The organism is Streptomyces sp. CG4 (assembly GCF_041080655.1).
In the GTDB taxonomy this organism is placed as follows: Bacteria; Actinomycetota; Actinomycetes; order Streptomycetales; family Streptomycetaceae; genus Streptomyces.
The window spans coordinates 6028392-6055289 of sequence record NZ_CP163525.1 but is presented as its reverse complement, the minus strand read 5'-3'; the positions used below and the strand labels follow the sequence as shown (position 1 = coordinate 6055289).

Genomic DNA, 26898 nt, shown 5'->3' with positions numbered 1-26898 from the left:
TAGCGTCGCCTCCGAGGCGGGGAACGTCCCTGCCCGACGCACAGGGGGCACAATGGCGCGTGGAGATCTGACCCGGTTGACCGGCAACGGGAACGGGAACGGGCAGTGCGGGGGCGACGACTGCCCCAACGTGTACCAGACCGGCTCGGGGTCGATCGTGGTCCAAGGGAACTTGTCACATGCCTTCGATCCGCCGGAGGGCGAAGCGCTCGTGGAGATCCCGGAGGCGGTCCTGAGGGAGGCTGTCCGTGCTCTTGGCTGGTGAGGACTGGCGGAGGGCGTTCGACGCCATGCAAAAAGAGGCGTGGCGTCTGGAAACTCTGCCCGTCTATCAAGTGCCGCAGGAGGAAGAGGCCGTGCGCCGATTCCTGGCCGGCGAGCCGGTGACGCGTGAAGCGACACAGCCTTGGTTCGATCGGGTCAAGGCGTACGTGGCGAGCGACCGCAGCGTTGGGCGAGTGCACATCGTCGCGCAGCCTCTCTCGGACTACCTGCGATTCGAGTTCGAGCACTACCGCCACAACGTCGAAGCCGGTGAGGCGATCCGCATCCTCGACGTGACCAACCGCCCCAACCCCCTGGACGGCGTTCAGGACTTCTGGATGTTCGACCGCTCTCGAATCGTGCTCATGAACTATGAGCCGGACGGGACTCAGATCAGTCGGGAAGTGTACGAAGGCGCCCCGGAGCCGTACCGGGAGTACCAGCGCATCGCCCTTGCGGAATCGGTGCCCTTCGAGGAGTACGTGAAGGGCCTTGACGCTTGATCCTGAGCAGCTGGGGCAGTCGAAGGCCGACCTGGCCGAGACCCTGAGAACGCTGCGCAAGCGAGCCGGACTGTCCCAAGTCCGGCTCGCCAAGCGTTGCAATGTTTCACAGTCCAAAATCAGTAAGATCGAAACTGCCGAGATTACGCCGAGCCTGGTCGATGTCGAACTCATCCTGCGGGCACTTGAAGCTCCCGAGCAACTAGTTGCCGAAATAACGTCGCTGGCACGGCTGGCGAACACCGAGTGGGAACCCATCCGATCGTCGTTCCGGCGTGGCCTGGAGAAGCGCCAGGCAGAGCTGGCCGGCCTGGAGGCTGAAGCCAAAGAACTCCGCTATTTCCTTCCTGCAATGATCACTGGGTTGTTGGCTACTCCTGAATACATCCGGGCCAGCCTTGAGTACTCACCAGGAGACACCTCAAAGACGGTGGCGCGGAAATTGGAACGGCAGGCCGCGCTCTACGACACCTCCAAGCACTTCACCTTCCTGATCACCGAGCAGGCTGTGCGCTGGGCTGTTCTCCCTCCGCCAGCCATGGCCGTGCAGATCGACCGCCTGGCTTCGCTGTCGCATCTCCCCAACATACGGATAGGGCTCATACCTATCGGGACGGTCATAAGCCGCGGCCCAATGAACACTTTCACGGTCTATGACGACAGGCTTGCCACGGTCGAGACCTTCACCGGGAGGACGGTCTTCCGTGACTCCCGTGACATTGCCGAACATCTTGACGTTTTCAAGCAGTACGAGCAGAAGGCCCAGTTCGGAGACGTATCCCGCACCCTTCTTCAAGAATGGGCGAGCCACTACCGTTGATCTTTAGTAGACAACGGGAATATGGCTCGGCTTCGCGCTCTCTTCGGTGAATCATGTGAGCGTCATGAAGCCAGGGAGGAGCAATGACGGGTATGCGCAAGCACGAGACGGAATTCGGGCTCTTTTCTAGTAGCCCGCTCATGACCATTCGTGTCTCGCGAGACTCCGGGAAGACCTGGGGGGCCGAGCGTGCGCTGTTCGCCACGGATGATCTTCCGCCCTTGACCACCACCGAGTGGCCGCCGTGTCTGTGTCGGCACTGCGGCGGGCGCGGTAAGGGCTCTGGGTTCTGAGGCGTCCGCCTTCCCCTCCCCCATGAACTCCCGCCCGTCGAGGGCGGCGGCGGTCGGTCATGGCCGCGATCAGTTGAGCAGAAAGGTGAAGTGATGCTGGACGGATCCAAGCTGTACGGGATCGACATCAGCGAGGCCTCCTTCGTGAAGGCGTGTGGAGGGCCCTGTACCGAGGGGTGCGTGACGCTCGCCCGGATCGGCGACGACGCCTGGGCGCTGGGTGACAGCAAGCGGCCGGATGTGGCGCCGCTGCGGTTCACGACGGAGGAGTTGGCCGTGGCGGGTATCGATCCGGCGAGGTTCGGGCTGTCCGTCTGATGTTCCCTGACCGGTCCCGGTTCCGGGTTGGGCCGGGGCCGGTCCCTCCGGCCTTCCACGTCTGCAGGGACCACTGGTGCACTACCACGGCTACCTATGGGTCGGGGCGAAAGAGCGTTTCGATCAGGAGGCTCTCCGGCGGCCTCCGTATCCCGAGCCGCCACCGGCCGGATGCAAGCCGGAGCTGATCCAGCGCTACCGGGAGGTCGCAGCGGAGTTCCCGATCGTGGACCTTCCTCCGCTGGAGACGGCGTACTGGCTCGTCAAACCGCGTTCCTTGGTACGGGGCACATGGGAGGAAGCCAAGGACGCGGGCGCCTGGCTCGGGGCGCGCGTGGCCGAGTATGCGCCCCGGTTCGCCTCCGAGTGGGAGCGGAACTTCGCCGATCCCGTAGGGCTGTTCAACTCTGTTGCTGCAAAACTGAATTCAGGTGGTGATGCGACGCTGGGGTTCTACCTCGAACGCCCCTCATACCTGTCCCTTGCTGTGGTGACGTGTTCTCCGAACAGTGCGAGACCTGAGCTGACATGTCCCGTCGAACGAGGAGAGACAGTATGACCAGCTTGATTCCCTGGCAGCAGCGGCTGTCCACCGGCACGGAAGACATCCAGGACGAAGTCATCCGCTGGTACCAGCAGACGCGGCACGGCAAGGCGTATGTGCCGCAAATGATCTGGGGCACGCTCCAGACCGAGGCCTACGCAAGCGTGATCCTCCGGAAGGTCGTCGATTTCCTCGACGTGCCGGATGACGTGGCGGCGGGTGTGGCCAAACGCATGGAGCGTCAGCAGGTCCTGTACGACGGGCAGCATCACTACGACGTGATCCTCGGCGAGCAGGCCCTGTACTCGAACGTCGGAGGGCCCGAGGTCATGCGAGGGCAGATGGAACGCCTGCTCCGCGACATCGAACTGCCCTCACTCACGCTCGGCATCCTCCCGACCACCGCCGAGACGATTGTGGTCCCGTTTCCCGGCTTCAGCATGTACGACGGCGGGCGAGCCCACTACGAACTAGTTTCGTCCGGCGCAGATATCACCGACGAGGACGAACTCGCCCTCCATGAGAAGGCGTTCGATGCCCTGAGCAGCACGGCCAGTTACGGCGATGCCGCCGGCAGTCTGATCAGCGAAGCCGTGGATTTCTGGAGCAGGGCCGACTGAAGCCCGCGCGGGACGTGGCGAAGCGGGTCATTACGGAGTTGGAGGGGCCGTCTCGGCGGTGTCGCGTCATTGCTCCAGTCGGGACATGTGCCGCTCGGTGCGGTCGCGCCGGCTGGGGGCGTCGTAGTCGATGGAGGCCGCCCGGCGGCACGGTGGGAGCGGCGGAGGCGGTGGGGTGGGTGGTGGGCTGGAGCAGGGATTATCGGTGTTATTACCTGCTTGTACTGGCTGTCGATGGTTTCGTCTTGCTTACATAACTTGATCACGAAATCGGCGTGCCTCTGTGATTTGCGGGGTATTTTCTCACTAATCTCCATAACTGCAAGCGGTCGACCTGACACTGACCGTATCCGTACGCACATCTGGAGATGACATGCACAAGCTTCACAAGACCGCCGTCCTGGTCGCCGCCCTCGGCAGCGTCGGGTTCCTGGCCTCGGGCACCGCCTACGCCGGCGGCCAGGGGGGCGGGGGCAGCAACAGCGTGCTGCAGAGCGCCAACTGCCGGTCGCACGACCTCAACCTCGACGTCATCGGCGAGCTCGGGATCCTCAACGGCGCGCTCGGCAACGCGCTCAACGGCGAGGGCGACCCGGGCGCTCAGGACACCCACATCGGCTCGACCATGGGCTGCAACAGCAGCGCCTGGTAAGCAGTCGGCCCGTACTCGCATACGGCGGACAGCGGCGGCCGGCCAGGCGTCCGGTGGGCCGGCCGGCTTGCCCGCCGCCGAGGCGGGAGACGCCGGCCTCGCCCTCGTACGGCCCGCGTCCCCGGTGAACAGGTGAACAACAGAACAGCCGACGAAGCCCCCCAGCAACGGGGGGCTTCTCGGCTTGGTCGGGGCGGGCGGGGCCGGCGGAGTCAGGGGAGTCAGAGGAGACTTGACTTGCCTCGACTCAAGTTTGAAACGGTCTCCCACCTGCGCGTTAGCCTCGGCGCAGACATAACGGACGCAAGGAGGCGCTCATGGCCAGGGTTCCCAGTGCGGTTGTTGCCGCTACCGGGCTCGTCGGTGGGTACGGCGTGGCCCGTTGGACCAAGAAGCGGCAGTTGGGTGGGGCCGTGCTGGCCGTCGCGGGGGTCGCCGCCGCTCAGCAGTGGCGTCAGCAGGCCGGCGGGAAGGCCGCGGGTGCGCTCAGCGCCGCCTATGTCGCCGCCTTCGCCGGATCCCACCCGCTCGCCAAGAAGGTCGGTGCCTGGCCGTCCGTCCTCGGTGTCGCCGGCGCCGTCGCCCTCGCCTCCTGGGCCGTCGCCGACCGCAAGGCTTAGGAACACCCGGCGCATCCCCGGCCGCAGAGTCCGCATCGCAAGGCCTGCGGACGTACCTGCCTGCTACCGCGCCCCCGCCCGGAACGCCCTGCGATACGCCTGCGGGCTCGTCCCCACGACCCTCCGGAAGCGTTCCCTGAAGGCCGTGGGCGAGCCGAAGCCCGTCTGGGTGGCGATGCACTCCACCAGGTACGGCGTTGTCTCCAGCAGATGTTGGGCCCGCCGTACCCGCGCCCGGTGCAGCCACTGCAACGGAGTCGTACCCGTCTGTTCGCGGAAGCGGCGGTTGAGGGTGCGGGTGCTCATGCCCGCCTGCGCGGCGATCTCGTCCACCGTCATGTCGCGGTCTTCGGGTTCGCCACCGCGAGCGAGATGGGCGTCCACAACTGGGGCCTGAGAAAGCCGAGTTACGGCCCCGCGGCCGTACCCTGCATCGCCTCCCTCACGCCCCCTCACGCCCTCCTCACGCCCTCCTCACGCCCCCAGCGTCCGCGTCACCACATAGATCAGCAGTCCCGCCAGTGATCCCACCACCGTGCCGTTGATCCGGATGAACTGCAGGTCGCGGCCGATGTGGGCCTCGATCTTCCGGGTGGTGTGCTCGGCGTCCCAGCCCGCCACGGTGTCGGTGATCAGCGAGGTGATCTCCCTGCGGTACGTCGTCACGACGTGCACCGCCGCGCCCTCGACCCAGCTGTCGACCTTCTCCTGCACCTTCGGCTCGCGCGCCATCCGCGTCCCGAGGGACAGCAGGGCGGCCCGCACGCGCAGCCGCAGCTCGCTGCGCTCGTCCTCGGCCGCTGCCACGATCATGGAGCGTACAGCCGTCCAGGCGGACGCGATCAGGTCCTGCACCTCGCCGCGGCCCAGCACCTCGCCCTTGAGCCGCTCCACCCGCGCCCGGGTGTCCGTGTCGGACTGCAGATCGGAGGCGAAGTCGGTGAGGAAGCGGTCCAGCGCGCCGCGCGCCGGGTGCGCGGGCATGTCCCGCATCTCGGCGCAGAAGCGCAGCAGTTCCTTGTAGACGCGTTCGCCGACCTTGCGGTCCACGAATCTCGGGGTCCAGCCCGGTGCGCCGCCCTCGACCGCCACCATCACCTCGTCCCGGTGCAGCACCAGCCAGTCGTGCGCCCGGGTCACCACCAGGTCCACCACCCGCCGGTGCCCGCCGTCGGCGACGATCCCCTCCAGCAGCTTGCCGAGGCCCGGGGCGATCTCCTGGGTGTTCGCCCGCCGGGTGACGGCCTCGGTCACGACCGCCTGCACGTCCGAGTCCCGCAGGACCGTCAGCGCGCCGCGCAGCGCGGTCGCCAGCTCCGCCGTCACGCGGTCCGCGTGCTCCGGTTCGGCCAGCCAGGCCCCGAGCCGGCTGCCGATGCCCACCGCGCGCAGCCGCTGCCGCACGACGTCCTCGGAGAGGAAGTTCTCGCCGACGAACTCGCCGAGCGAGACGCCCAGCTGGTCCTTCTTGGTGGGAATGATCGCGGTGTGCGGAATGGGCAGGCCGAGGGGGTGACGGAAGAGCGCGGTGACCGCGAACCAGTCCGCCAGCGCGCCGACCATGCCGGCCTCCGCCGCCGCGGCCACATAGCCGGCCCAGGGACCGGCTCCCTGGTGCCCGGCGAACTTGGCCAGGACGTAGACGAGCGCCACGAACAGCAGGAGGCCCGTCGCCATGAGCTTCATCCGGCGCACCCCGCGCCGGCGCTCCTCGTCGGCCGGAGTGAAGGCCGTCATGGTGCGGTACGACCCGCCCCGCGCCGGTGCTGTTTCCGTTTCGGTCGGTCCCATCAGCTCCACCCGTTCAGCTCCGCCCGTTCGGCTTCACCCGTTGAGCGATCCCATTCGCCTGTCCCGTCCAGTGATCCCATTCGGTGATCCCGTCCGGTGATCCCGCACACAATTGTCCCTGCCTGACCGACTCCCGGAACGGAACAAGAGTTCCCGGCGTCCGTGTGAACGGCGGTTTGGGCAGGGCCCCGACAGCTCTCCCCGGCCCATACCGCATCATGGGCTCATCGCGATCGGAGCCTCGGGCTCCATTCCCCGAGGAGAACACAACAGCGTGACCAGGCGACATGGCTATGCCGTGCTCAGTGCGCTCGTGGCACTGGTGGTGGCCGTGTCCGCCGCCATCTATCTCACCGTGGCGGCCGACCACGGCGGCGCGCGCGGCGCTCTCGCCGACGACCGCCCCCACCACGACTCCTCCGCCGCCCCCGCCTCGACCGGCACCTGGGTCGGCGCCTGGTCCACCGCCCCGGTCGGCGCCGAGCCCGGCACCGAGACCGAGGGCCTCGCGGGCCACTCGGTACGCAACATCGTGCACACGAGCACCGGTGGCACGAGCGCCCGGATCACGCTGTCCAACCTCTACGGCCAGGCTCCGCTGACCATCACGCACGCCTCGATCGCCCTGTCCGCGGGCGACGGCACCGCCGCCGCCGACCCCGGGTCGATGCGCCGCCTCACCTTCGCCGGCGCCACCAGCGTGGTGATCCCGGCCGGCGAACAGGTCGTCAGCGACGCCGCGCGCCTCGCCGTCCCGTACGACAGCGACGTGCTGGTCACCACGTACTCGCCCACCCCGTCCGGCCCCGTCACCTACCACCCGCACGCCCGGCAGACCTCCTACGTCGCCGACGGCGACCGCACCGAGGACGCCACGGGCACCCCGTACACCGAACAGACGCCGCACTGGCGGTACTTGACGGACCTGGACGTCCTCAGCAACGAGGCCGACGGCACGGTCGTCGTGTTCGGCGACTCCATCACCGACGGCATAACATCCACCATCGGCGCCAACCACCGCTGGCCCGACATCCTCGCGGGCCGGCTGCGCAGCGCGCTCCAGGGCGGACGGCCGGTGCCGCGCTACAGCGTCGTGAACGAGGGCATCAGCGGCAACCAGGTCCTCGCCGACGGGCTCGGCCGCCCCGCCGAGAACGAGAGCGGCCTCGGCCGCTTCGGCCGCGACGCCCTCTCCCACCCGAACGTCAAGGTCGTCGTCATCGACCTCGGCGTCAACGACATCCTGCGCAACCCCCGGCTCGCCGACCCGAACAGCATCATCACCGGCCTGCGCACCCTCGTCCGCGACGCCCACGCCCGCGGTCTGAAGGTCGTCGGCGCCACACTGATGCCGTTCCAGGGCCACCGCGACTACACCCCCGCCCGCGAGACGGTGCGCCGGCAGGTCAACGCGCAGATACGGGCCGGCGGCGTGTACGACGCGGTCGTCGACTTCGACAAGGCGCTGCGCGACCCCTACGCCCCGCGCCGGCTGCGTGCCGACTACGACTCCGGCGACCATCTGCACCCCAGCGACCGGGGCTTCGCGAAGATGGCCAAGATCTTCGATCTGACCGCCCTCAAGGGCGCCGGCCAGACAGAGCTGTAGCCGCTGTAGCCGCTGTAGCCGACGGGGGCGGGCGGTGCCGGTGACCGTGCGGGAGGAATACTGGCGGGCATGACCCGCCTGATCCTCGCCACCCGCAACGCCGGAAAGATCACCGAGCTGAGGGCCATCCTGGCCGCCGCCGGACTCCGCCACGAACTCGTCGGCGCCGACGCCTACCCCGACATCCCGGACGTCAAGGAGACCGGCGTCACCTTCGCCGAGAACGCGCTGCTCAAGGCACACGCCCTCGCGCAGGCCACCGGGCTGCCGGCCGTGGCCGACGACTCGGGGCTCTGCGTCGACGTGCTGAACGGCGCCCCCGGCATCTTCTCGGCCCGCTGGGCCGGCCGGCACGGCGACGACCGGGCCAACCTCGATCTGCTCCTCGCCCAGCTCTCCGACATCGCGGACGAGCACCGGGGCGCGCACTTCGCCTGCGCGGCCGCCCTGGCGCTGCCGGACGGCACGGAGCGGGTGGTGGAGGGTCAGTTGCGAGGTGTGCTGCGGCACGCCCCATCCGGCACGAACGGCTTCGGCTACGACCCGATCCTGCAGCCGGAGGGCGACGACCGGACCTGCGCGGAACTGAGCCCCGAGGAGAAGAACGCCATCAGCCACCGCGGCAAGGCATTTCGCGCACTGGTGCCGGTCGTACGCGAACTGCTCGGCTGACACACGGCAACCGCTCGGCCGGACTCTGGTGCGGCCGGAGGGACTCGAACCCTCACGGGAGTTACCCCACTGGGACCTAAACCCAGCGTGACTGCCAATTCCACCACGGCCGCGTGATGCTGCCCGGCCATGCTAGCGGCCGGGCAGCGGGTCCCGAAGGTCAGATGCCCAGATCCTTGATGATCTTGGCCACGTGGCCGGTGGCCCGGACGTTGTAGAGGGCCCGTTCGACCTTGCCCTCCTCGTCCACGACGATCGTGGAGCGGATGACGCCCAGGTACGTCTTGCCGTAGTTCTTCTTCTCGCCGTAGGCGCCGTAGGCCTCGGTGACCTTCTTCTCCGGGTCGGCGAGGAGGGAGACCTTCAGGGACTCCTTCTCGCGGAACTTCGCCAGCTTCTCCGGGCTGTCGGGGGAGATGCCGATGACGTCGTAGCCGGCGCCGGCCAGCAGCTCCAGGTTGTCCGTGAAGTCGCAGGCCTGCTTGGTGCAGCCGGGGGTCAGGGCGGCAGGGTAGAAGTAGACGATGACCTTGCGGCCCTTGTGGGCGGAAAGGGACACCTCATTGCCGTCGGCGTCCGGGAGGGTGAAGGCGGGGGCCACGTCCCCCGGCTGGAGTCGCTCGCTCATCGGGCCAGCGTAACCGGGGGGCCTTGCGGCGCGGTGCGGCCCGCAACTGACAAACTGTCCGGAACAGCATCAGGAGACTTCGGAGGCCGTACGGTGGCGGACACGTCGGACACCAGAACCCCGGCGCAGATCGAGGCGGACATCAAGCGCCGCCGTGAAGTGCTGGCCGAGACACTCGACGAGATCGGGGTGCGGGTGCATCCGCAGACGATCATCGGGGACGCGAAAGCCAAGGTCGCCGCCAAGGTCGACCAGACCGCGGGCCGGGCCTACGTGCAGGTCAACCGGGTGGTGAGTGAGGTCAGGGGGCAGTTCGTCGACGAGGAGGGCACCCTGCGGCTGGAGCGGGTCGTGCCGGTCGCGCTGCTGGCCGTCGGGGTCGTCGGGCTGCTCGCCCTGGGCTCCCGGCGGCGCAAGGGCTGACCCGGAGGCGTACGGGCAGGGCGAAGACAGGTAGGTTCGAGGCGTGAGCCCCAACAGAGACGAGCACCGCACCCCCCATCACGACAAGCTCCCCATCCGGATGCTGCACGACCGCGTTCTGGTCAAGCAGGACACCGGCGAGGGCGAGCGGCGGTCGGGGGGCGGCATCCTGATTCCCGCCACGGCCGCGGTCGGACGCCGGCTGGCCTGGGCCGAGGTCGTCGCGGTCGGCCAGAACGTACGGACCGTGGAGCCCGGCGACCGCGTCCTGTACGACCCGGAGGACCGGGCCGAGGTCGAGGTGCGGGGTGTGGCGTACGTGCTCATGCGCGAGCGGGACCTGCACGCCGTGGCCGCGGACCGCTTCGAGGGGTCGGAGGACTCCACGGGGCTGTATCTCTGAGCCCGTATCCCTGAATCTCCGAGTCCGTATCTCTGCGTCCGTATCTCTGCGACGGCATCTCTGCGTCCGTCTCGCGACAGGGGCCGGTGACCATCGTCACCGGCCCCTTTTGCGCTTCCTTTGCTATCTTCGAGAGCGAACCCGACGAGACGCGCCGTACCGGGATACAGGCAAAGACGACGCACCGAAGAAGAGTCGCCGAGTCTCGGAGGTGCCTGTCATGGCCTGGGTTCTGCTGATCGTCGCCGGTCTGCTGGAAGTCGGCTGGTCGATCGGGATGAAGTACACGGAGGGCTTCACCCGGCCGGTGCCCAGCCTGTTCACCGGCGCCGGGATCGTGGCCAGCATGTTCCTGCTGTCGTACGCCGCGAAGTCCCTGCCCATCGGTACCGCCTACGGCGTGTGGGTCGGTATCGGGGCGGCCGGTGCGGCGGTGCTCGGCATGGTGGTGCTGGGTGAGCCGGCCACCGCCGCCCGGATCTTCTTCGTCTGTCTGCTGCTGGTCGCCGTCGTGGGTCTGAAGGCGACCAGCGGTCACTGAGTCGTCGCCGAGCCGTCACCGGGGCATCAGACGCCCGGGTCGCCGCCTCCGGCGCCGGCGGCCGTGCCGGTCGTACCACCGGCGCCGCCGGTGCCACCGCCCGCGGCCGTGCCGCCGCCGGTGGTGTCCGTGCCGGTCGCACCGCCGCCCGTGGTGTCCGTGCCGGTGGTCGTACCCCCGCCCGTCGTGGTACCGCCTCCGGTGGTGGGGGTGCCGCCGGTCGTGGCACCGCCGGTGGTGGGGGTGCCTCCGTTGGTTGCCGTACCGCCGGTGGTGGGGCTGCCGACGGTACCGCCGGCCGGGCTCATGGTCGCACCGCCGCCGCTCGGGCTGGCCGTCGCGCTGCCGGTCGGGCTGCCGGACTTGCCCGGCTGGGCCGAGCCGGTCGCGGCGGGCGGCTGCGGTACCTCGGCGCCCTGCTCCAGCTGGAGGTCGAAGTCGGCGGCCGGCTGGTCCTGCAGCGCCTGCTGCGTGTACTGGGCCCAGATCTCGGTCGGCGGGCCGCCACCGTTCATCCGGTCCTGGCCGAGCGCGCCGTACAGCCCCATGTGCTTGGCCGTCACCGGGTCCTGGCCCATGACGGAGACCACCGTGGCCAGGTCCGGGGTGTAGCCCGCGAACCAGGCCGCGGTGTCGTTCTCGGCCGTACCGGTCTTGCCGGCCGCCGGACGCTCCGCGGCCTGCGCGGCGGTGGCGGTGCCGTTGTCGACCACGCTCTGCAGGATCGACGTGGTGGTGTCGGCGGCCTCCCGGCTGACGGCCTGCTGGACCGGCTGCTCGGGCAGCTTGACCTCGTTCGTGCCGTCCTTGGTGATCTTGTCGATCAGGGTGTACGTGCCGTGCTTGCCGTGGTTGGCGAGCGTCGCGTAGCTCTCCGCCATGTCCAGGACGCTGGCGGTCGCGGTGCCGAGCGCGATCGACGGGTACGGCTGCAGGTCCGGGGTGCCGGACGGGATGCCGAGGTCGATCGCGGTCTGCTTGACCTTGGACGGGCCGACGTCGACGGCCATCTGCGCGTAGACGGCGTTCACGGACAGGTCCGTCGCCTTGGTGACGTCGATCTGGCCGTACGACTTCTGGTCCTCGTTCTGCGGGGCGTAGGCGCCGCCGCTCCAGCCCTGTACGGGGCGCTCGTTGGTGCCGTCGTACATGGTGTTCGGGGTGATGGTGCGGCCGTCCTGGGTGGACGAGCCGTTCTGCACCGCCGAGGTGAACACGAACGGCTTGAACGTCGAGCCGACCTGGAAGTCACCGCGGGTCGCGCCGTTGGTGTACTGCTTCACGTAGTCGATGCCGCCGTACATGGCGACGACCTTGCCGGTCTTCGGATCGACGGAAGCGCCCCCGGCACGGACGTAGTTGTCCGCCTTGTTGTTCTTCTTGTCCAGCTTGGAGATCAGCTGGTCGTTCACCGCCTTGACGAAGGCGTTCTGCTTGTTCTTCTGGATGGTGGTGGTGATGCGGTAGCCGCCGGCCGCGAGCTGGTCGGAGTCGATGATGTTGTTCTTGGCCAGGTAGTCCTTGACCGCCTGCACGAGGTAGCCGCGCTGGCCGGACAGGCCGGTGGAGACCGTCTGCTCCTTCGGCATCGGGAACGTCAGGCCGGCGCGCTCGGACTGGCTGAGCCAGCCCTTCTTGACCATGCCGTCCAGGACGTAGTTCCAGCGGGCGACGGCCGCCGACTTGTTCTCGGGGTGGGCCACGACGTCGTACTCGCTGGGCGCGTTGACGAGCGCGGCGAGGTAGGCGGCGCGGGCCGGGTCCAGGTCCTTGGCGTCCTTGCCGTAGTAGGCCTGGGCGGCGGCCTGGATGCCGTAGGCGTTGCGGCCGAAGAAGCTGGTGTTGAGGTAGCCCTCGAAGATCTCGTCCTTGGACTTCTGCCGGTCCAGCTTGATCGAGATGAAGAACTCCTTGGCCTTGCGGGTGAGCGTCTGCTCCTGGGCCAGGTAGTAGTTCTTCACGTACTGCTGGGTGATCGTCGAGCCGGACTGCTTGCCCTTGCCCGTCGCGGTGTTCCACAGGGCGCGGACCATCGCCTTCGGGTCGACGGCCGACTCGGAGTAGAAGTCGCGGTCCTCGGCGGCCAGTACGGCGTGCTGGGCGTCCTTGGAGACCTGGGCGAGGCTCACGTTCTCACGGTTGATGTCGCCGTCGCGGGCCAGCTGCGAGCCGTCGGCGTACAGGTAGACGTTGCTCTGCTTCATGGCCATGGCGTTGGGCGGCGGGACGTTGACCATCGAGTAGCCCACGAAGAAGAGCCCGATGACGAGCAGCACACCGACGAAGAAGCCGCCGAGCACCATCCGCCAGGTGGGAATGACGCGCCGCCACCCGGTCCGCTTGGGCCGCTTCGGCTTCTTGCCGTCGCCGCCGGCGGGCTGGGCGGAGTCGCCGTGGGGGGTGTTGCGGGTGGCGTCGGTGCCGGGGCCGGTGCCGGTGCCGGGACGGGGGCCGCGGGTGGCGGCTCCGGCCGCGCCCGCTGCGGCTGCGGCTCCGGCGGGGCCCGCCGATGCCTGACCGGCGGCGCCCGCGGCACCGGCGGCGGCGCCGACGGCACCGACCGCGCCGGCTGCCTGGGCAGCGCGGTTCGCGCCGGTGCCGGTGCCGGTGCCGGTGCCGGTGGTACGAGACTGGCGCGGCGGGCGCGGAGTACTCGGGGTACGGCCGGTGGCGCCCGGCTCGGCCGCTCGGGGTGCGTTGACCCGCCGGAGGACCTGGGTGCTCTCGGGCGCCTGATCCGCACCGGAGCCCTGATCCGCCCCGGCCGCCTTGCCGGACTTGTCCTCCTGGGGCTCTCGGGGCGGCGTCACGCGCCGCAGCACCTGGGTGCTCTCGGCCGACTGCGCCTGCTCGGCAGCGTCCGACGCCCCCGGAACCTGCGGCTTCCCCGAGTCGCCACGCCGCGGGGTCGCCGCGCCGGCTCCCTCGGATGCCGCGGACGCCCCGCCCGCCGACACATCACTCGCAGCGTCAGTGGCCGCCGAGCCGTCACGAGCCCCCGGCACACCGCCAGCAGCCCCCGAGCCCGAGCCCTCGCCCGCACCGCCCGACGAAACACCACCGGAAACCGACGCACCGCGATCAGCTGAACCCTCACCAGAGCCCGAGGCCCCACCGGACGCCGAGCCCCCGCGAGCTGCCGGCACACCACCAGCCGCCCCACCAGCCGCCCCACCAGCCGCCGCAGCCTCGCCGGACGGCGTGTCGGCGCTCGACGCGGTCGTTCCCGGCTCCGTCCGGACGGCCTGGGCCGCCTGGCGGGCTCGGGCCATGGAGGCCGTCCGGTCCTGGGCGAAGGGGTCCGCCGGAGTCGACTGGCCGGCGGGAGCCGAGGGTGCCTGGGGCGCCGGACGATCACCCGTTCGGCCGACCCCGGCCTCCCGGTCCTGACCATCGCGCCCGTCCTGCCCGGCCCGTTCACCGGACCCTGCACGCTCGCCGGCTTCCTCGGATCCTGCACGCTCGCCGGCTTCCTCGGACCGTGCCGGTCTGTCGGCTCCCTCGGGCCGAGGCGGGTTGCCTGCGCCCTCGGGGCGGGACGGATCACCGGGCCCCTCAGCCTGCAGCGGCTCTGTCGGCGGCACGCCTTCGGTCGGCTGCTGCGGCTGCGGCTCGTCGCTCATCTCGTGCACGGACTCCTGTTTTCGCGTCGTACGTTCCCGTACGTCTCGTACGCTTCTGCGCCCCCGGTTGGAAGACTCTCGCACCTGGCGTTCCGTTCCCGGATTCCGGCACGCTTCGGGCACAAATTGCGTGGCCGGCGACCGGGCCTCCGGACTAGGCTCCTGCGCTTCGGTGTCGAGCGGTCTCGGGAGGTGGACTGGCGTGGGCGCGGGACGGTTGTACGTGGCCGTCGCGGCGGGGGGATTCAGACGGTACGCGACGTATCGGGCCGCCACTGCGGCAGGGGTGTTCACGAACACCGTCTTCGGCCTCATTCTCGTCTACACCTACCGCGCGCTGTGGGACGAGCGGCCGCATCTGGGCGGGTGGGACCAGGCGCAGGTCGTGACCTATGTGTGGCTGGGCCAGGCGTTCCTGTCGACGCTCGCGATCGGCGGCGGGGGCGTCGAGAACGAGCTGATGGAACGCATCCGTACGGGGGACGTGGCCATCGACCTCTACCGGCCCGCCGACCTGCAGCTGTGGTGGCTGGCGACCGACCTGGGCCGGGCGTTCTTCCAGCTGCTGGGCCGGGGCGTGGTCCCCTTCGTCTTCGGTGCCCTGTGCTTCCCGGCGTATCTGCCGACGAACCTGGGCACCTGGGCCGCCTTCCTCGTCGCCGTGCTGCTGGCGATGCTCGTCGGGTTCGGGATCCGGTATCTGGTCGCGCTGAGCGCGTTCTGGCTCCTGGACGGTGCGGGTGCGACGCAGATGGCATGGCTCGCGGGCTATTTCTGCTCGGGCATGCTGCTGCCGCTCAACGTCTTCCCGGGCGCGCTCGGCGAGGTCGTACGGGCCCTGCCGTGGTCCTCGCTGCTCCAGGCGCCGGCCCAGATCCTGCTGGGGCACGCGGATCCGCTGGGCACGTACGCGTTCCAGGGGGCGTGGGCGGTGGCGCTGCTCGGGGCCGGGCGGCTGGTGCAGGCGGCGGCGACACGGCGGGTGGTGGTCCAGGGTGGGTGACACGGGTGAGGTGCGTCACGTCGGCGGCAGCCGGGTGCGGGAGGGCGTGCGGGCCTATCTGCTGATCGCCGGGATGTGGGTGCGGTCCACGATGGCGTACCGCGCCTCGTTCGTGATGACGACGTTCGGCAACTTCGCGGCGAGCTTCTTCGACTTCGTCGGGATCATGCTGATGTTCTCGCGGGTGCACGCCCTGGGCGGCTGGTCGCTGCCCGAGGTGGCCTTTCTCTACGGCCTGTCCGGCGCGGCCTTCGGGCTGGCCGACCTGGTGATCGGGTCGATGGAGCGGCTGGGGCGGCGGGTGCGCGACGGCACGCTGGACACGCTGCTGGTGCGTCCGGCGCCGGTGCTGGCGCAGGTGGCGGCCGACCAGTTCGCGCTTCGGCGGCTGGGCCGGGTGGTGCAGGGCTCGCTGGTGCTGGGCTGGTCGCTGACCCGGCTCGACATCGACTGGACGCCGCTGAAGCTGCTGCTGATGCCGGTGATGCTGGTGAGCGGCTGCGGGATCTTCTGCGCGGTGTTCGTGGCGGGCGCGGCCTTCCAGTTCCTGGCGCAGGACGCCTCCGAGGTGCAGAACGCGTTCACCTACGGCGGCGGGACGCTGCTGCAGTATCCGCCGACGCTGTTCGCGAAGGAACTGGTGCGCGGGGTGACCTTCGTGCTGCCGCTGGCCTTCGTGAACTGGCTGCCCGCGACCTATGTGCTGGGGCGGCCGTATCCGCTGGGGCTGCCCGGGTGGGTGGCGTTCGCCTCGCCGCTGGTGGCCGTGGGGTGCTGTGCGCTCGCGGGGCTGGCCTGGCGGGCGGGACTTCGTTCGTACCGGAGCACGGGGAGCTGACAGATGGCGGACATCGACCGCGCCACGGACATCACCGCGGACATCAACACGGGCCTCACCACGGACTTCATCACGCTGGAGAACGTGGAGAAGGTCTTCGACGTGCGCAAGAAGACCGGGTTCCTGAAGCGGGAGCGGCGCGAGGTGCGGGCGGTGGACTCGCTCTCGTTCCGCGTGGCGCGCGGCGAGATGGTCGGGTACATCGGTCCGAACGGCGCCGGGAAGTCGACCACGATCAAGATGCTGACCGGCATCCTGACGCCGAGCGCGGGGCGGCTGCGGGTGGCGGGCATCGACCCGTCGCGGGAGCGGCGGCGCCTCGCGCACCGGATCGGCGTGGTGTTCGGGCAGCGTACGACCCTGTGGTGGGACCTGCCGCTGATCGACTCCTACCGGCTGGCGCACCGCATGTACCGGATCCCGGACGCCCGTTACCGGGAGAACCTGGACCGGTGCGTCGAACTCCTGGAGCTGGACGCCCTGTTGGACGTGCCCGTACGGCAGCTCTCGCTCGGGCAGCGCATGCGCGGCGACATCGCGGCGGCACTGCTGCACGACCCCGAGGTGCTGTACCTGGACGAGCCGACGATCGGCCTGGACGTCGTATCGAAGGCCAAAGTCCGGGGATTCCTGCGGGAGTTGAACGCCGAGCAGGGCACGACCGTGCTGCTGACCACGCACGACCTGCAGGACATCGAGCAGTTGTGCTCACGGGTGATGGTGATCGACCACGGCCGGCTGATGTACGACGGTCCGCTCACGGGACTGCACGAGGCCGGCGAGAGCGAACGCACGCTGGTGGTGGACCTGGAACGGGAGCTGCCGCCGGTCGAGGTGCCGGGCGCGCGGGTGGTGCGGGTGGCGGGGCCGCGGCAGTGGCTGGCGTTCCCGGCGGGGCAGTCGGCGGCGCCGCTCGTCGCGCATCTCGCGGCGCAGTACCCGCTGGTGGACCTGTCGGTGCGGGAGCCGGACATCGAGGCCGTCATCGCGAAGATGTACGCGGAGAAGGCCGTCTCGTAGGCTGCTGTCATGACCGACGACGCAGTCCCGGACCACCGGGCCTCCGCCCCCGCCCCGGACCTGCGGGCCTCCGACGCCGACCGTGAGCGGGTGGCCGAGGTGCTGCGGGACGCGCTGGCCGAGGGCCGCCTCGACATGGCGGAGTTCGAGGAGCGCCTGGACGCGGTGTACAAGGCGCGCACCTACGGCGAGCTGACGCCGCTCACCCGCGATCTGCCGACGGGCGGCACGGCGGCGCCCGCGCCGGTCTCGTTCACCAAGGCGCCTGTGGAGAGCGGGAGTTGGGCGTCCCGGATCGTCGGCGGCGAGGGGTCCTCGACCGGCGGGTTCGGGATCCTGTCCGGGTTCGAGCGCAAGGGCCGCTGGACGGTGCCGAAGCGGTTCAACTGCTTCGCGTTCATGGGCGGCGGCGAGATCGACCTGCGCGAGGCGAACTTCGCGGACCGCGAGGTCGAGATCAACTGCGTGGCGATCATGGGCGGGGTCCAGGTGATCGTGCCGCCGGGGGTCGAGGTCGTCGTCCGGGGCATCGGCATCATGGGCGGCTTCGAGCACCCTCGGGACGACGAGCCGTTCGAGCCGGGCGCGCCGCGGGTGATCATCGGTGGGTTCGCCTTCTGGGGCGGGGTCGGTGTGGAGCGCAAGGTCACCCGCGCCGAGCAGAAGCGTCTGAAGGAACAGCGCCGGCAGGAGCGGCTGGAGCGCAGGGAGACGCGGCACGAGCTGCTGCGTGAACGGCGCGAGGAACGGCGGGAGCTGTTCCGGGACCGGCGCGAGGAGCGGGAGCAGCGGCGCCGGGACCGCGGGTACTGAGCCGCTCCTGGGTTACTTGGTGCAGACCTTGGTCAGTTCGCCGGCGGCATCCGTCACCGGGCTCACGTCCGGTGTCTTGTCGCCGTTCTTGATGGACGTGCGGATATTGCCCACGGCCTGCTTCAGGTGGTCGACCGCCTTGTTGACGTCGGCGTTGTCGGTCTTGTCGCCGATCTTGTCGAGGTTCTTCTCGATGGAGTTCAGGGACTCGTCGGCCCGGGAGGGGTCGTTCGCGGCGTTCTCCACGGCCTGCTGCAGGCCGGTGACGCTGTCGGCGATGGAGTCGGCGGTGTGCACGCAGTCCAGGGCCTTGTTGACGGTGTCGCAGCCGGTGGTGAAGCCGGCGGTGAGCGCGGCGGTTGCCACGACGGCGACGGCGGTGAGACGGCGTCGGCTGACGGCGGCCATGGTGAAGGTCCCCTCCCCTGGTAAGGCTGTCCGTAGCTAGGACGCCGGGGAGGGCGCGCGGGTTGCCCGCGCGCGCCCGTCCTGTTGGCCTGCCCTTTACTTTCTCTCTTTCGCGTTGTGCCTTGTACTTTCGGCCCGTTGCTTTCCGCCCGTTACTTCCCGAGCGCGGCGTCCAGGGTCGCGCGCTGGATCGCGGCCAGCTCGTCGCAGCCGGTGACGGCGAGGTCGAGCAGGGCGTTCAGCTCCTCGCGGGCGAAAGGCTCGGCCTCGGCGGTGCCCTGGACCTCGACGAAGCGGCCGTCGCCGGTGCAGACGACGTTCATGTCGGTCTCGGCGCGCACGTCTTCCTCGTAGCAGAGGTCGAGGAGCGGGACGCCGCCGACGATGCCGACGGAGACGGCGGAGACGGTGCCGGTGAGCGGCTGCCGGCCGGCCTTGATCAGCTTCCTGCCCTGGGCCCAGGCGACGGCGTCGGCGAGGGCGACGTACGCGCCGGTGATGGCTGCCGTGCGGGTGCCGCCGTCGGCCTGGAGGACGTCGCAGTCGAGGACGATGGTGTTCTCGCCGAGCGCCTTGTAGTCGATGACGGCGCGCAGCGAGCGGCCGATGAGGCGGGAGATCTCGTGCGTACGGCCACCGATCTTGCCCTTGACGGACTCGCGGTCGCCGCGGGTGTTGGTGGCGCGGGGCAGCATGGCGTACTCGGCGGTGACCCAGCCCTCGCCGCTGCCCTTGCGCCAGCGCGGGACGCCCTCGGTCACGGAGGCGGTGCAGAACACCTTGGTGTCGCCGAAGGAGACGAGGACGGAGCCCTCGGCGTGCTTGCTCCAGCCGCGTTCGATGGTGACCGGGCGGAGCTGTTCGGGGGTACGGCCGTCGATGCGAGACATGGCGACGAGCCTAGCCGTACATGGTGAAGGGGCTCCTCCCGCCTCGGGAAGAGCCCCTTCACAGGTGAGCCGGCGGGGCTCACATCATGTCTTCGATCTCCGCGGCGATCGGGTCGGCGTCGGTGCCGATGACGACCTGGATGGCGGTGCCCATCTTGACGACGCCGTGGGCGCCGGCGGCCTTCAGGGCGGCCTCGTCGACCAGCGAGGCGTCGGACACCTCGGTACGCAGGCGGGTGATGCAGCCCTCGATCTCCTCGATGTTGTCCAGCCCGCCGAGCGCGGCGACGATCTTCTCAGCCTTGGTGGCCATGTCCTGTCTCCCTGACTTCCCTGATCCGAACCGCTATGTCGCAGTAACCCACAGTTGGCCCATCTTCGCGAGCGGTCCTGCCGTAGGTGCCGAATGATGGCGATCACGGCAGTGGAACCGTCCGCCGACTGGTCTACACCACCGTGGGGACGGTCGCCAAACCGCGTCCGACGAACCGCGTTCGAGCCGAGTGGCCGGAGGTCGCCCATGAGCGCCGGGAGCACACCCGCCGGCAGTACGGTCAGCCCGGTGCGGGAACGCTGGCACCATCTGTTCCAGGGCCTGCAGAAGATGGGCCGCAGTCTGCAGCTGCCGATCGCGGTGCTGCCGGCGGCGGGCATCCTCAACCGCCTCGGCCAGCCCGACGTGTTCGGCAAGGACGGCCTGGGCTGGACCGACGTCTCCAAGGTGATGATGGGCGCGGGCGGCGCCCTGCTCGACGGCTCGCTCGGCCTGCCGCTGCTGTTCTGCGTGGGCGTGGCGATCGGCATGGCGAAGAAGTCGGACGGTTCGACGGCGCTCGCGGCGGTGGCGGGCTTCCTCGTCTACTACGGCGTACTGCACCAGTTCCCCGAGTCCTGCCCCGGCGGCGCGAAGGCCGTCCCGCAGGTCGGCTGCCAGGTGACCGCCGGCACGGGCGCGGGTGCGGTGACGCCCTTCACCTTCCAGAACCCGGGCATCTTCGGCGGCATCGTCATGGGTCTGCTGGCCGCCTTCTTCTGGGCCCGCTTCCACCGCACCAGGCTGGTGGACTGGCTGGGCTTCTTCAACGGCCGCCGGCTGGTGCCGATCATCATGGCGTTCGTCGCCATCGTCTTCGCGGCGCTGTGTCTGTGGATCTGGCCGCCGATCGGCAGCGGCCTGGAGAGCTTCAGCCACTGGCTGCGGGACGCGGGTGCCTGGGGTGCGGGAGTCTTCGGGGTGGCGAACCGCGCGCTGCTGGTGGTCGGCCTGCACCAGTTCCTGAACGTGCCCATCTGGTTCCAGTTCGGCAGTTACACCAAGCCGGACGGCACGGTGGTGCACGGCGACATCAACATGTTCCTGGCGGGCGACCCGCATGCGGGCCAGTTCACCTCGGGCTTCTTCCCGATCATGATGTTCGCGCTGCCGGCGGCCGCGCTGGCGATCACCCACTGCGCCAAGCCGCACCGCCGCAAGGAGGTCGGCGGTCTGATGCTGTCGGTGGCGCTGACGTCGTTCGTCACGGGCATCACCGAACCGATCGAGTACTCCTTCCTCTTCATCGCGCCCCTGCTCTACGCCGCCCACGCCGTGCTCACCGGTGTCTCGATGGCGGTGACCTGGGCGCTCGGGGTGCATGACGGCTTCAGCTTCTCGGCCGGCCTCATCGACTACGTGATCAACTGGAACCTGGCGACGAGACCGTGGGCGATCATCCCGATCGGCCTGTGCTTCGCTGCGGTCTACTACGCCGTCTTCCGGTTCGCGATCACCAGGTTCGACCTGAAGACGCCCGGCCGCGAGCCGGAGGACGAGGTCGAGGACATCACCAAGGCGTGACCCCAGCAGGCCCGGGAACAGGGGCCGTTCGCCCCCTTAGCACATCGGCACGCCGCGTAGCGTGTCGGTAGCGGATTTCGTGGTTCCTTATCCCGCCTTCATCGTGCTACAACAGGTCTACACCACTGAGTGGTGTAGACCATCACCGATGGAGGACATCCACCATGACCACCGCGACCGCCACGGCGGCTCCCGCGAAGAAGCGGGGATCCGGCCTGTTCCAGGGCCTGCAGAAGGTCGGCCGCAGCCTGCAGCTCCCGATCGCCGTCCTGCCGGCGGCGGGCATCATGGTCCGGCTGGGCCAGGACGACATCTTCGGCAAGGACGGCCTGGGCTGGGACAAGGTCGCGACCGTCTTCAACGCCGCCGGCGGTGCCATCACCGGCAGCCTGCCGATCCTGTTCTGCATAGGCGTGGCCATCGGCTTCGCCAAGAAGGCGGACGGCTCCACCGCGCTCGCCGCGCTGGTCGGCTTCCTCGTCTACAGCAAGGTCATGCAGGCCTTCCCGGTGACCGAGGAGCACATCGAGAAGGGGAAGATCGTCGCGGCGACGTACAACGACCCCGGTGTCCTCGGCGGCATCATCATGGGTCTGCTCGCCGCCGTGCTGTGGCAGCGGTTCCACCGCACGAAGCTGGTGGACTGGCTCGGCTTCTTCAACGGCCGCCGCCTGGTGCCGATCATCATGGCCTTCGTCGGCACCCTCGTGGGCGTGCTCTTCAGCCTGGTCTGGGAGCCCGTCGGCAAGGGCATCACGCACTTCGGCGAGTGGATGACGGGTCTCGGCTCCGTCGGTGCCGCACTGTTCGGTCTGGTCAACCGTGGTCTGATCCCGATCGGCATGCACCAGTTCGTGAACACCGTGGCGTGGTTCCAGATCGGCGACTTCAAGAACTCCCACGGCGACCTGGTGCACGGTGACATCACCCGGTTCCTCGCCGGTGACCCGAGCGCCGGTATGTTCATGTCCGGCTTCTTCCCGATCATGATGTTCGGTCTGCCGGCCGCCGCCATCGCCATCGCGCACTGCGCCCGACCCGAGCGCCGCAAGGCCGTCCTCGGCATGATGGTCTCGCTCGCGCTGACCTCGTTCGTCACCGGCGTGACCGAGCCGATCGAGTTCACCTTCATGTTCATCGCCCCGCTGCTGTACGTGATCCACGCGGTCCTGACCGCCGTGTCCATGGCGGTCACCTGGGGGCTGGGCGTCCACGCGGGCTTCAACTTCTCGGCCGGCGCGATCGACTACGTCCTGAACTGGAACCTCGCGACCAGGCCCTGGCTGATCATCCCGATCGGCCTGGCGTTCGCGGCGATCTACTACGTGGTCTTCCGCTTCGCGATCACCAGGTTCAACCTCCCGACCCCGGGCCGCGAGCCCGAGGAGGAGATCGAGGACCTCACCAAGGCGTAGCGCGCCCCTTCGAAACGCGCAGAGGCCCCGGAACCCGACTGGTTCCGGGGCCTTCGTCAGGTGCGGACGCTAGACCTCGTACGTCGCCCGGGGCGCGGCCAGTTCGACGGGGCCGGTGAACACCTCGCGTGCGTCCCGGAGGTTGACCTGGGGGTCGGTCCACGGCGGGATGTGGGTGAGGATCAGGCGGCGGGCGCCCGCGCGGACCGCCGTCTCGCCCGCCTCGCGGCCGTTGAGGTGCAGGTCCGGGATGTTCTCCTTGCCGTGCGTGAACGCGGCCTCGCACAGGAACAGGTCGGTGTCCCGGGCCAGCTCGTCCAGCGCCTCGGTGACACCCGTGTCGCCGGAGTACGTCAGCGACCGCCCGCCGTGCTCGATCCGGATGGCGTACGCCTCCACGGGGTGCCGGACCCGCTCGGTGTGCACCGTGAACGGGCCCATCTCGAACGTGGACGGCTTGACGGTGTGGAAGTCGAAGACCTCGCTCATCGACGAGGCGGAGGGGGTGTCGGCGTAGGCCGTGGTCAGGCGGTGCTCGGTGCCCTCGGGGCCGTAGACCGGGATCGGGTCGGCACGGCCGCCGTCGTGGCGGTAGTAGCGCGCGACGAAGTACGCGAGCATGTCGATGCAGTGATCGGCGTGCAGATGGCTCAGGAAGATCGCGTCGAGGTCGTAGAGACCGCAGTGGCGCTGCAGCTCGCCCAGGGCGCCGTTGCCCATGTCGAGAAGCAGCCGGAAGCCGTCGGCCTCGACGAGGTAGCTCGAGCAGGCCGATTCCGCGGACGGGAACGACCCCGAGCAGCCGACGACGGTGAGCTTCATGAAGCAGAAACCTCCGTTGGCGGAAAGATCAGGCGGCGAAGATCAAAAGGGCAGGAAACGGGGGTCGTGCGGTTTGTCGAGCGTAAGGCGCGAAAGCACGGGTCGCTCCTCCGCAAAGGGCCGTTGTGGGCGAACTCACCTGTGCTGTCACCGGTTCGGCTGGACCCGGGGCGCAGAAGGTTCATCAGAGGGCGCGCGATCCTCGGCGCGCGCCGGTAACGTCGTCGTATGGACACGTCCTGGTGGCTGGCGCTCGCGGCGGTCGTACTGCTCGCGCTGGTCGCCACGCTCATAGACGGCTGGGGGCGCGGTCGCCGGCCCGCCGGACGCCGCCTCAGGCCGCTCGGCCGCGCGGGAACGCACCCGCGACAGGCCGCCCGGCCGGCCCCCGGGGACATCTGGTGGGCGGACGTCCCTTACGAGGACCACGCCGAGGTCAAGGACCGGCCCTGTCTGGTGCTGGCCGTGCGCGGGAACCGGGCCACGGTCGCGAAGATCACCAGCAAGTACCACGACGAACGCGCCGGGGTGATCCCGCTCCCGCCCGGCGCGGTCGGCGACGCCCGCGGCCGCCCCAGCTTCCTGGAGACGGACGAGCTGCGCGAAGTGCCCGTCGGCGACTTCCGGCGCCGGGTCGGGGTGGTCGACCCGGTGTTGTGGGACCAGGTGCGGCACCTGGCCGGCTGATCACTGCACGGTCACCGTGACTGTCCACTCCTGGATGCCCTTGCAGGAGAGCTGACCCGGAGCCGTCGGCTGGGCGCACAGGGGGCGGGAGGACGTCAGTTTCACGGTGCCGGCCGTCACGGCGTGGTACGCGGCGGTGGCGTCCCCGGGCTGGAGGACGAAGCCGGCGTTCATGCCCTTGAGCGCGCTGCCGCTCACCGCGACCGGCTTCCAGGGACGGGACTTGGTGCCCTTCAGGGTCAGGCGGACCTCGCCGCCCTTGGTCACGCACACGGTGCGGCCGCCGTCCGCGGCCTTCAGCTGCACGTCGGCCGCGCAGCCGCCCTTGGTCGGTGCGGGGGACGCGGGGGACGACGACGGCGACACCTTGCCGCTGCCGCTCGCGTTGTCCGAGCCGCTCTGCGAGCCGCAGCCGGCGAGGAGCAGTGCTGCCGCCGCGAGGGCGAGGGGGGTCGTGGTACGGCGCATGGGGTTCGCCTTTCTGCCGTGGCCGCGGGGGGTCGGCCGCCTGGTGCAGATGAGACGTAGCAGCACGACGAACGGATCCCGCACGCGGACTGTTTCCGCGTGCGGGATCACTGGGTGGTTCAGATGGTGGTTCGGACGGGACGGATCAGCTGGTCGTCAGGGCGGTGTCGTCCACGACGAAGCTGGTCTGCAGCGAGGAGTCCTCCACGCCGTTGAACTTCAGGGTGACCGTCTGGCCCGCCAGCGAGGACAGGTCGAAGGTCTTCTGCGCGTAACCGGAGCCCGCGTTGAGGTTCGAGTACGACGCCAGGGTGGTCGAACCGGCGGTCACCGTCAGCTTGTCGTACGCGGTGCTGCCGGTCTCCGCGGTGTCGATGTGCAGGTAGAAGCTGAGCGTGGCCTTGCAGCCGGCCGGGATCGTCACCGACTGGGACAGCGTGTCGGTGTGCGAGGAGCCGTAGCCGTCGAGCCAGGCGTAGTACGAGCCGCCGTGCGCCGCCTCACCGGTGTCGTTGGTGATCACGCCGCTGGTCGAGGTCCAGCCGGTGCTGCCCGACTCGAAGCCGGGGTTGGCCAGCAGCTGGGACGAGGTGCAGCCGCCACCGCCGGAGCCGACGGTCCAGGTGAAGGAGGTCGAACCGGAGGCGCCGGTGGAGTCCTTCGCGGTGACCGTGACCTGGTAGGTGCCGGCCGTGGACGCCGTACCGGAGATCAGGCCGGTGGAGCTGTTGATGGACAGGCCGGTCGGCAGGCCGGAGGCGCTGTAGGTGAGGGCCGCGCCCGCGCTGTCGCTGGCCTTGATCTGCAGGCTGACCGCGCTTCCGGTGGTGGTGGACTGGCTGCCGGGATTGGTGACGGTCACCGTGTTGCCGCTGCTGGAGCCGGCGGTGAAGGCGGCGGTGCCGTTCGGGGTGCCCCAGCCGGTCGGGCCGTCGTAGCCGGTGCCCGCGGTGCAGAAGTACGACGGGGAGCAGCTGCCGTTGTTGCCGCTGGTGACGTCGTACAGGTTGCCCGTGTGCTGGTACGGGTACTTCGCCGGGTAGTCACTGGAGCCCGGGGTGCCCGCGAGGGCGTAGACGCCGGCGACGATCGGGGCGGAGGCGCTGGTGCCGCCGTAGACCGCCCAGCCGGTGCCGCCGTAGGTGTCGTAGACCGCGACGCCGGTGGCCGGGTCGGCGACGGCGGAGACGTCGGCCTCCATGCGCTTGGAGCAGCCGCTGTCGGTCTGCCAGCTCGGCTTCGGGTCGTAGGCGGAGCAGCCGGAGCCGGTGCCCTCGGTGGAGCTGGTGTGCCACACCGACTCGCTCCAGCCGCGGGAGTTGGAGGAGGTGGTGAGCGCGGTGCCGCCGACGGCGGTCACGTACTGGGAGGTCGCCGGGTACTCGGCGCCGTAGGCGGAGTCACCGGAGGAGACGGTGATCGCGACGCCCGGGTGCTTGAAGTACTGGGTGTCCTCGCCGGTCTGGGCGGAGGACTCGGAGCCGCCCCAGCTGTTGGAGACGACCTTGGCGCCGAGCGCGACGGCCTCGTTCTCGGCGGTGCCGAGGTCGGAGTCGGTCGCGGAGTTGGCCTCGACCAGGATGATGTTGCAGTTCGGGCAGACCGCGCTGACCATGTCGAGGTCGAGGGCCTCTTCGCCGGCCCAGCCGGTGTCGTTGGTCGGCAGCGAGGTGGTGGAGCCGGTCTGGCTGACCTGCTTGAAGCAGCCGTTGGCCTTGGTGCAGGACGACAGGCCGTAGGTGGAGCGGTAAGTGCCCAGGTCCGACTCGGCGTTGGGGTCGTTGTAGGCGTCGACGATGGCGACGGTCATGCCGGAACCGCCCGTGGTGGGCAGGTTGTAGGCACTGTGCAGGTTGGCCGGGGAGAGGCCGGAGGGGGCCGCGGCGGCGAGCGCCGAGGCGAGGCGCTGCTTGATGTCGGTGCGGCGCTGGGCGAAGCAGGACGCGTGGCCCGGCTCGGCGGTGGCGCACAGGTGCGCCGTGGGCACCTTCTGGCCGGCCTTGCCGGTGGAGTGGTAGGTCTGCCGCTCGGGTGCGGTCAGCGCCTTGTTGTTCTGCGTGACCTTGGTGCCGTGCGGGTGGGCCGTGGCGCTCTGCGCGCCGGCCGTCGGTGCCGCGACGAGCCCGGCGACGGTGAGGGTGAGGGCGGGGAAGGAGACGACGAGGAGTCTTCGCAGGCTCCGTCTCCGCTTGCTCAGGCGTGACTCACGCATGGGGTACTGCCTCCGGTTGACGTGGGGATGCGCACTGGATTGGCAGCCCGTGACGCGCGTAGCGGCGGTGGAACCGCGCAGTCATGAGCATGACACTCACAGACACCCGTCATGGCACCGGGTGAGCGTGACATGACAGGGTGTGGGGAGGAACGTAGCTC

Annotated in this window: 29 protein-coding genes, 1 tRNA gene, 1 pseudogene and 1 riboswitch; of the genes and pseudogenes, 20 read left to right on the top strand and 11 right to left on the bottom strand. The window is 69.6% G+C overall.

The features are described 5' to 3' along the window. Positions 1 to 52 precede the first annotated feature (52 nt). The 8 genes from AB5L52_RS27565 (at position 53) to AB5L52_RS27530 (ending at position 4634) form a co-directional block, all read left to right on the top strand. Positions 53 to 265, top strand: coding sequence for a hypothetical protein (locus AB5L52_RS27565; RefSeq protein WP_351025573.1), 213 nt, complete (start codon positions 53 to 55; stop codon positions 263 to 265). Then, positions 249 to 767 (top strand): DUF6879 family protein, encoded by a 519-nt coding sequence (locus AB5L52_RS27560; protein ID WP_351025571.1) that lies wholly within the window; start codon positions 249 to 251, stop codon positions 765 to 767. Before AB5L52_RS27565 ends, AB5L52_RS27560 begins: the two co-directional genes overlap by 17 nt. Further along, positions 757 to 1587, top strand: a complete 831-nt coding sequence (locus tag AB5L52_RS27555) for a helix-turn-helix transcriptional regulator (protein WP_351025568.1) — start codon at positions 757 to 759, stop codon at positions 1585 to 1587. The genes AB5L52_RS27560 and AB5L52_RS27555 overlap by 11 nt, the downstream gene beginning before the upstream one ends. A 386-nt stretch (positions 1588 to 1973) precedes the next feature. Then, a complete protein-coding gene (locus tag AB5L52_RS27550; RefSeq protein WP_369366805.1) occupies positions 1974 to 2198 on the top strand; it encodes a DUF397 domain-containing protein in 225 nt (74 codons plus the stop codon). Positions 2199 to 2274: 76 nt separating this feature from the next. Then, positions 2275 to 2757, top strand: coding sequence for a hypothetical protein (locus AB5L52_RS27545; RefSeq protein ID WP_369366803.1), 483 nt, complete (start codon positions 2275 to 2277; stop codon positions 2755 to 2757). Next, a complete protein-coding gene (locus AB5L52_RS27540) occupies positions 2754 to 3362 on the top strand; it encodes a DUF5753 domain-containing protein (RefSeq protein WP_369366801.1) in 609 nt (202 codons plus the stop codon). Before AB5L52_RS27545 ends, AB5L52_RS27540 begins: the two co-directional genes overlap by 4 nt. Before the next feature lie 373 nt (positions 3363 to 3735). Then, entirely contained in the window at positions 3736 to 4014 is a 279-nt protein-coding gene (locus AB5L52_RS27535; protein WP_351025558.1) for a hypothetical protein, read from the top strand. A 317-nt stretch (positions 4015 to 4331) separates the two neighbouring features. Next, the gene (locus AB5L52_RS27530) at positions 4332 to 4634 is read left to right on the top strand and encodes a hypothetical protein (RefSeq protein ID WP_369366800.1); all 303 of its coding nucleotides are present in this window, start codon (positions 4332 to 4334) and stop codon (positions 4632 to 4634) included. 63 nt (positions 4635 to 4697) lie between these two features. Here the strand turns inward: AB5L52_RS27530 and AB5L52_RS27525 are convergent. Both AB5L52_RS27525 and AB5L52_RS27520 read right to left on the bottom strand, forming a co-directional pair. Continuing rightward, a pseudogene (locus tag AB5L52_RS27525) lies at positions 4698 to 4982 on the bottom strand (helix-turn-helix domain-containing protein); the annotation flags it as partial. Between the two features lie 126 nt (positions 4983 to 5108). Further along, a complete protein-coding gene (locus tag AB5L52_RS27520; RefSeq protein ID WP_351025781.1) occupies positions 5109 to 6371 on the bottom strand; it encodes a DUF445 domain-containing protein in 1263 nt (420 codons plus the stop codon). 328 nt (positions 6372 to 6699) lie between these two features. Between AB5L52_RS27520 and AB5L52_RS27515 the strand changes: the two genes are divergently transcribed. After that, on the top strand, positions 6700 to 8034 hold the full coding sequence (locus AB5L52_RS27515; RefSeq protein ID WP_351025553.1) for an SGNH/GDSL hydrolase family protein: 1335 nt from the start codon (positions 6700 to 6702) through the stop codon (positions 8032 to 8034). Between the two features lie 69 nt (positions 8035 to 8103). Then, the gene (gene rdgB, locus AB5L52_RS27510; RefSeq protein ID WP_351025551.1) at positions 8104 to 8706 is read left to right on the top strand and encodes an RdgB/HAM1 family non-canonical purine NTP pyrophosphatase; all 603 of its coding nucleotides are present in this window, start codon (positions 8104 to 8106) and stop codon (positions 8704 to 8706) included. Positions 8707 to 8732: 26 nt separating this feature from the next. Here rdgB and AB5L52_RS27505 read toward each other — a convergent pair. Beyond that, positions 8733 to 8819, bottom strand: a tRNA-Leu gene (locus AB5L52_RS27505). A gap of 47 nt (positions 8820 to 8866) precedes the next feature. Beyond that, entirely contained in the window at positions 8867 to 9334 is a 468-nt protein-coding gene (bcp, locus tag AB5L52_RS27500) for a thioredoxin-dependent thiol peroxidase (RefSeq protein ID WP_351025548.1), read from the bottom strand. Positions 9335 to 9427: 93 nt separating this feature from the next. Here bcp and AB5L52_RS27495 point away from each other — a divergent pair, with 93 nt between their 5' ends. From AB5L52_RS27495 to AB5L52_RS27485, 3 genes are all read left to right on the top strand, one after another. Then, positions 9428 to 9757: a DUF3618 domain-containing protein gene (locus AB5L52_RS27495; protein WP_351025546.1), complete on the top strand. Its 330-nt coding sequence runs from the start codon at positions 9428 to 9430 to the stop codon at positions 9755 to 9757. Positions 9758 to 9800: 43 nt separating this feature from the next. Then, a complete protein-coding gene (locus AB5L52_RS27490) occupies positions 9801 to 10160 on the top strand; it encodes a co-chaperone GroES (RefSeq protein WP_351025544.1) in 360 nt (119 codons plus the stop codon). 117 nt (positions 10161 to 10277) lie between these two features. Beyond that, positions 10278 to 10346, top strand: a riboswitch (guanidine-III (ykkC-III) riboswitch). Between the two features lie 34 nt (positions 10347 to 10380). Beyond that, positions 10381 to 10701 (top strand): SMR family transporter, encoded by a 321-nt coding sequence (locus AB5L52_RS27485; protein WP_351025541.1) that lies wholly within the window; start codon positions 10381 to 10383, stop codon positions 10699 to 10701. Positions 10702 to 10727: 26 nt separating this feature from the next. On the opposite strand, the gene AB5L52_RS27480 is transcribed toward AB5L52_RS27485, so the two are convergent. Then, positions 10728 to 13511 carry a transglycosylase domain-containing protein gene (locus tag AB5L52_RS27480; RefSeq protein ID WP_369366798.1) on the bottom strand — a complete coding sequence of 928 codons (2784 nt, stop codon included), beginning with the start codon at positions 13509 to 13511 and terminating at the stop codon, positions 10728 to 10730. Positions 13512 to 14526: 1015 nt separating this feature from the next. On the opposite strand from AB5L52_RS27480, the gene AB5L52_RS27475 reads away from it, so the two are divergent. Genes AB5L52_RS27475 through AB5L52_RS27460 form a run of 4 tightly spaced genes read left to right on the top strand, consistent with a single transcriptional unit; the run spans position 14527 to position 17998 of the window. Further along, positions 14527 to 15327 carry an ABC transporter permease gene (locus AB5L52_RS27475; RefSeq protein ID WP_369366796.1) on the top strand — a complete coding sequence of 267 codons (801 nt, stop codon included), beginning with the start codon at positions 14527 to 14529 and terminating at the stop codon, positions 15325 to 15327. After that, the gene (locus tag AB5L52_RS27470) at positions 15320 to 16165 is read left to right on the top strand and encodes an ABC transporter permease (protein WP_351563132.1); all 846 of its coding nucleotides are present in this window, start codon (positions 15320 to 15322) and stop codon (positions 16163 to 16165) included. The genes AB5L52_RS27475 and AB5L52_RS27470 overlap by 8 nt, the downstream gene beginning before the upstream one ends. Positions 16166 to 16168: 3 nt before the next feature. Next, the gene (locus AB5L52_RS27465) at positions 16169 to 17185 is read left to right on the top strand and encodes an ATP-binding cassette domain-containing protein (protein ID WP_369366794.1); all 1017 of its coding nucleotides are present in this window, start codon (positions 16169 to 16171) and stop codon (positions 17183 to 17185) included. Between the two features lie 9 nt (positions 17186 to 17194). Then, positions 17195 to 17998, top strand: a complete 804-nt coding sequence (locus tag AB5L52_RS27460) for a DUF1707 domain-containing protein (RefSeq protein WP_369366792.1) — start codon at positions 17195 to 17197, stop codon at positions 17996 to 17998. 12 nt (positions 17999 to 18010) lie between these two features. Here the strand turns inward: AB5L52_RS27460 and AB5L52_RS27455 are convergent, their stop codons facing one another. The 3 genes from AB5L52_RS27455 to AB5L52_RS27445 form a co-directional block, all read right to left on the bottom strand. Then, a complete protein-coding gene (locus AB5L52_RS27455) occupies positions 18011 to 18406 on the bottom strand; it encodes a hypothetical protein (RefSeq protein ID WP_369366790.1) in 396 nt (131 codons plus the stop codon). 152 nt (positions 18407 to 18558) lie between these two features. After that, positions 18559 to 19296 (bottom strand): ribonuclease PH, encoded by a 738-nt coding sequence (rph, locus tag AB5L52_RS27450; protein ID WP_351025522.1) that lies wholly within the window; start codon positions 19294 to 19296, stop codon positions 18559 to 18561. A gap of 79 nt (positions 19297 to 19375) precedes the next feature. Next, positions 19376 to 19609, bottom strand: coding sequence for a glucose PTS transporter subunit EIIB (locus AB5L52_RS27445; RefSeq protein ID WP_076088988.1), 234 nt, complete (start codon positions 19607 to 19609; stop codon positions 19376 to 19378). A 207-nt stretch (positions 19610 to 19816) separates the two neighbouring features. On the opposite strand from AB5L52_RS27445, the gene AB5L52_RS27440 reads away from it, so the two are divergent. Next, positions 19817 to 21133: a PTS transporter subunit EIIC gene (locus AB5L52_RS27440; protein WP_351025519.1), complete on the top strand. Its 1317-nt coding sequence runs from the start codon at positions 19817 to 19819 to the stop codon at positions 21131 to 21133. A 164-nt stretch (positions 21134 to 21297) separates the two neighbouring features. After that, positions 21298 to 22548 carry a PTS transporter subunit EIIC gene (locus AB5L52_RS27435; RefSeq protein ID WP_351025516.1) on the top strand — a complete coding sequence of 417 codons (1251 nt, stop codon included), beginning with the start codon at positions 21298 to 21300 and terminating at the stop codon, positions 22546 to 22548. Between the two features lie 69 nt (positions 22549 to 22617). On the opposite strand, the gene AB5L52_RS27430 is transcribed toward AB5L52_RS27435, so the two are convergent. After that, the gene (locus tag AB5L52_RS27430) at positions 22618 to 23370 is read right to left on the bottom strand and encodes an MBL fold metallo-hydrolase (RefSeq protein ID WP_351025513.1); all 753 of its coding nucleotides are present in this window, start codon (positions 23368 to 23370) and stop codon (positions 22618 to 22620) included. Between the two features lie 228 nt (positions 23371 to 23598). Between AB5L52_RS27430 and AB5L52_RS27425 the strand changes: the two genes are divergently transcribed. Then, positions 23599 to 24057: a type II toxin-antitoxin system PemK/MazF family toxin gene (locus AB5L52_RS27425; protein ID WP_351025511.1), complete on the top strand. Its 459-nt coding sequence runs from the start codon at positions 23599 to 23601 to the stop codon at positions 24055 to 24057. Here AB5L52_RS27425 and AB5L52_RS27420 read toward each other — a convergent pair whose 3' ends face one another. Further along, a complete protein-coding gene (locus AB5L52_RS27420; RefSeq protein WP_351025508.1) occupies positions 24058 to 24525 on the bottom strand; it encodes a hypothetical protein in 468 nt (155 codons plus the stop codon). A gap of 145 nt (positions 24526 to 24670) precedes the next feature. Beyond that, positions 24671 to 26737: a putative Ig domain-containing protein gene (locus tag AB5L52_RS27415; protein WP_351025505.1), complete on the bottom strand. Its 2067-nt coding sequence runs from the start codon at positions 26735 to 26737 to the stop codon at positions 24671 to 24673. Between the last annotated feature and the right edge of the window lie 161 nt (positions 26738 to 26898).

What these genes read in the sequence shown, in the direction of transcription:
- AB5L52_RS27425 (WP_351025511.1), top strand. Translation starts at nt 23,599, where the DNA reads ATGGACACGTCCTGGTGGCTGGCGCTCGCGGCGGTCGTACTGCTCGCG.
- AB5L52_RS27460 (WP_369366792.1), top strand. Translation starts at nt 17,195, where the DNA reads ATGACCGACGACGCAGTCCCGGACCACCGGGCCTCCGCCCCCGCCCCG.
- AB5L52_RS27420 (WP_351025508.1), bottom strand. Translation starts at nt 24,525, where the DNA reads ATGCGCCGTACCACGACCCCCCTCGCCCTCGCGGCGGCAGCACTGCTC.
- AB5L52_RS27520 (WP_351025781.1), bottom strand. Translation starts at nt 6,371, where the DNA reads ATGACGGCCTTCACTCCGGCCGACGAGGAGCGCCGGCGCGGGGTGCGC.
- AB5L52_RS27445 (WP_076088988.1), bottom strand. Translation starts at nt 19,609, where the DNA reads ATGGCCACCAAGGCTGAGAAGATCGTCGCCGCGCTCGGCGGGCTGGAC.
- AB5L52_RS27415 (WP_351025505.1), bottom strand. Translation starts at nt 26,737, where the DNA reads ATGCGTGAGTCACGCCTGAGCAAGCGGAGACGGAGCCTGCGAAGACTC.
- AB5L52_RS27440 (WP_351025519.1), top strand. Translation starts at nt 19,817, where the DNA reads ATGAGCGCCGGGAGCACACCCGCCGGCAGTACGGTCAGCCCGGTGCGG.
- AB5L52_RS27540 (WP_369366801.1), top strand. Translation starts at nt 2,754, where the DNA reads ATGACCAGCTTGATTCCCTGGCAGCAGCGGCTGTCCACCGGCACGGAA.
- rph (WP_351025522.1), bottom strand. Translation starts at nt 19,296, where the DNA reads ATGTCTCGCATCGACGGCCGTACCCCCGAACAGCTCCGCCCGGTCACC.
- AB5L52_RS27435 (WP_351025516.1), top strand. Translation starts at nt 21,298, where the DNA reads ATGACCACCGCGACCGCCACGGCGGCTCCCGCGAAGAAGCGGGGATCC.
- AB5L52_RS27550 (WP_369366805.1), top strand. Translation starts at nt 1,974, where the DNA reads ATGCTGGACGGATCCAAGCTGTACGGGATCGACATCAGCGAGGCCTCC.
- AB5L52_RS27455 (WP_369366790.1), bottom strand. Translation starts at nt 18,406, where the DNA reads ATGGCCGCCGTCAGCCGACGCCGTCTCACCGCCGTCGCCGTCGTGGCA.
- AB5L52_RS27565 (WP_351025573.1), top strand. Translation starts at nt 53, where the DNA reads ATGGCGCGTGGAGATCTGACCCGGTTGACCGGCAACGGGAACGGGAAC.
- bcp (WP_351025548.1), bottom strand. Translation starts at nt 9,334, where the DNA reads ATGAGCGAGCGACTCCAGCCGGGGGACGTGGCCCCCGCCTTCACCCTC.
- AB5L52_RS27430 (WP_351025513.1), bottom strand. Translation starts at nt 23,370, where the DNA reads ATGAAGCTCACCGTCGTCGGCTGCTCGGGGTCGTTCCCGTCCGCGGAA.
- AB5L52_RS27535 (WP_351025558.1), top strand. Translation starts at nt 3,736, where the DNA reads ATGCACAAGCTTCACAAGACCGCCGTCCTGGTCGCCGCCCTCGGCAGC.
- AB5L52_RS27485 (WP_351025541.1), top strand. Translation starts at nt 10,381, where the DNA reads ATGGCCTGGGTTCTGCTGATCGTCGCCGGTCTGCTGGAAGTCGGCTGG.
- AB5L52_RS27465 (WP_369366794.1), top strand. Translation starts at nt 16,169, where the DNA reads ATGGCGGACATCGACCGCGCCACGGACATCACCGCGGACATCAACACG.
- rdgB (WP_351025551.1), top strand. Translation starts at nt 8,104, where the DNA reads ATGACCCGCCTGATCCTCGCCACCCGCAACGCCGGAAAGATCACCGAG.
- AB5L52_RS27530 (WP_369366800.1), top strand. Translation starts at nt 4,332, where the DNA reads ATGGCCAGGGTTCCCAGTGCGGTTGTTGCCGCTACCGGGCTCGTCGGT.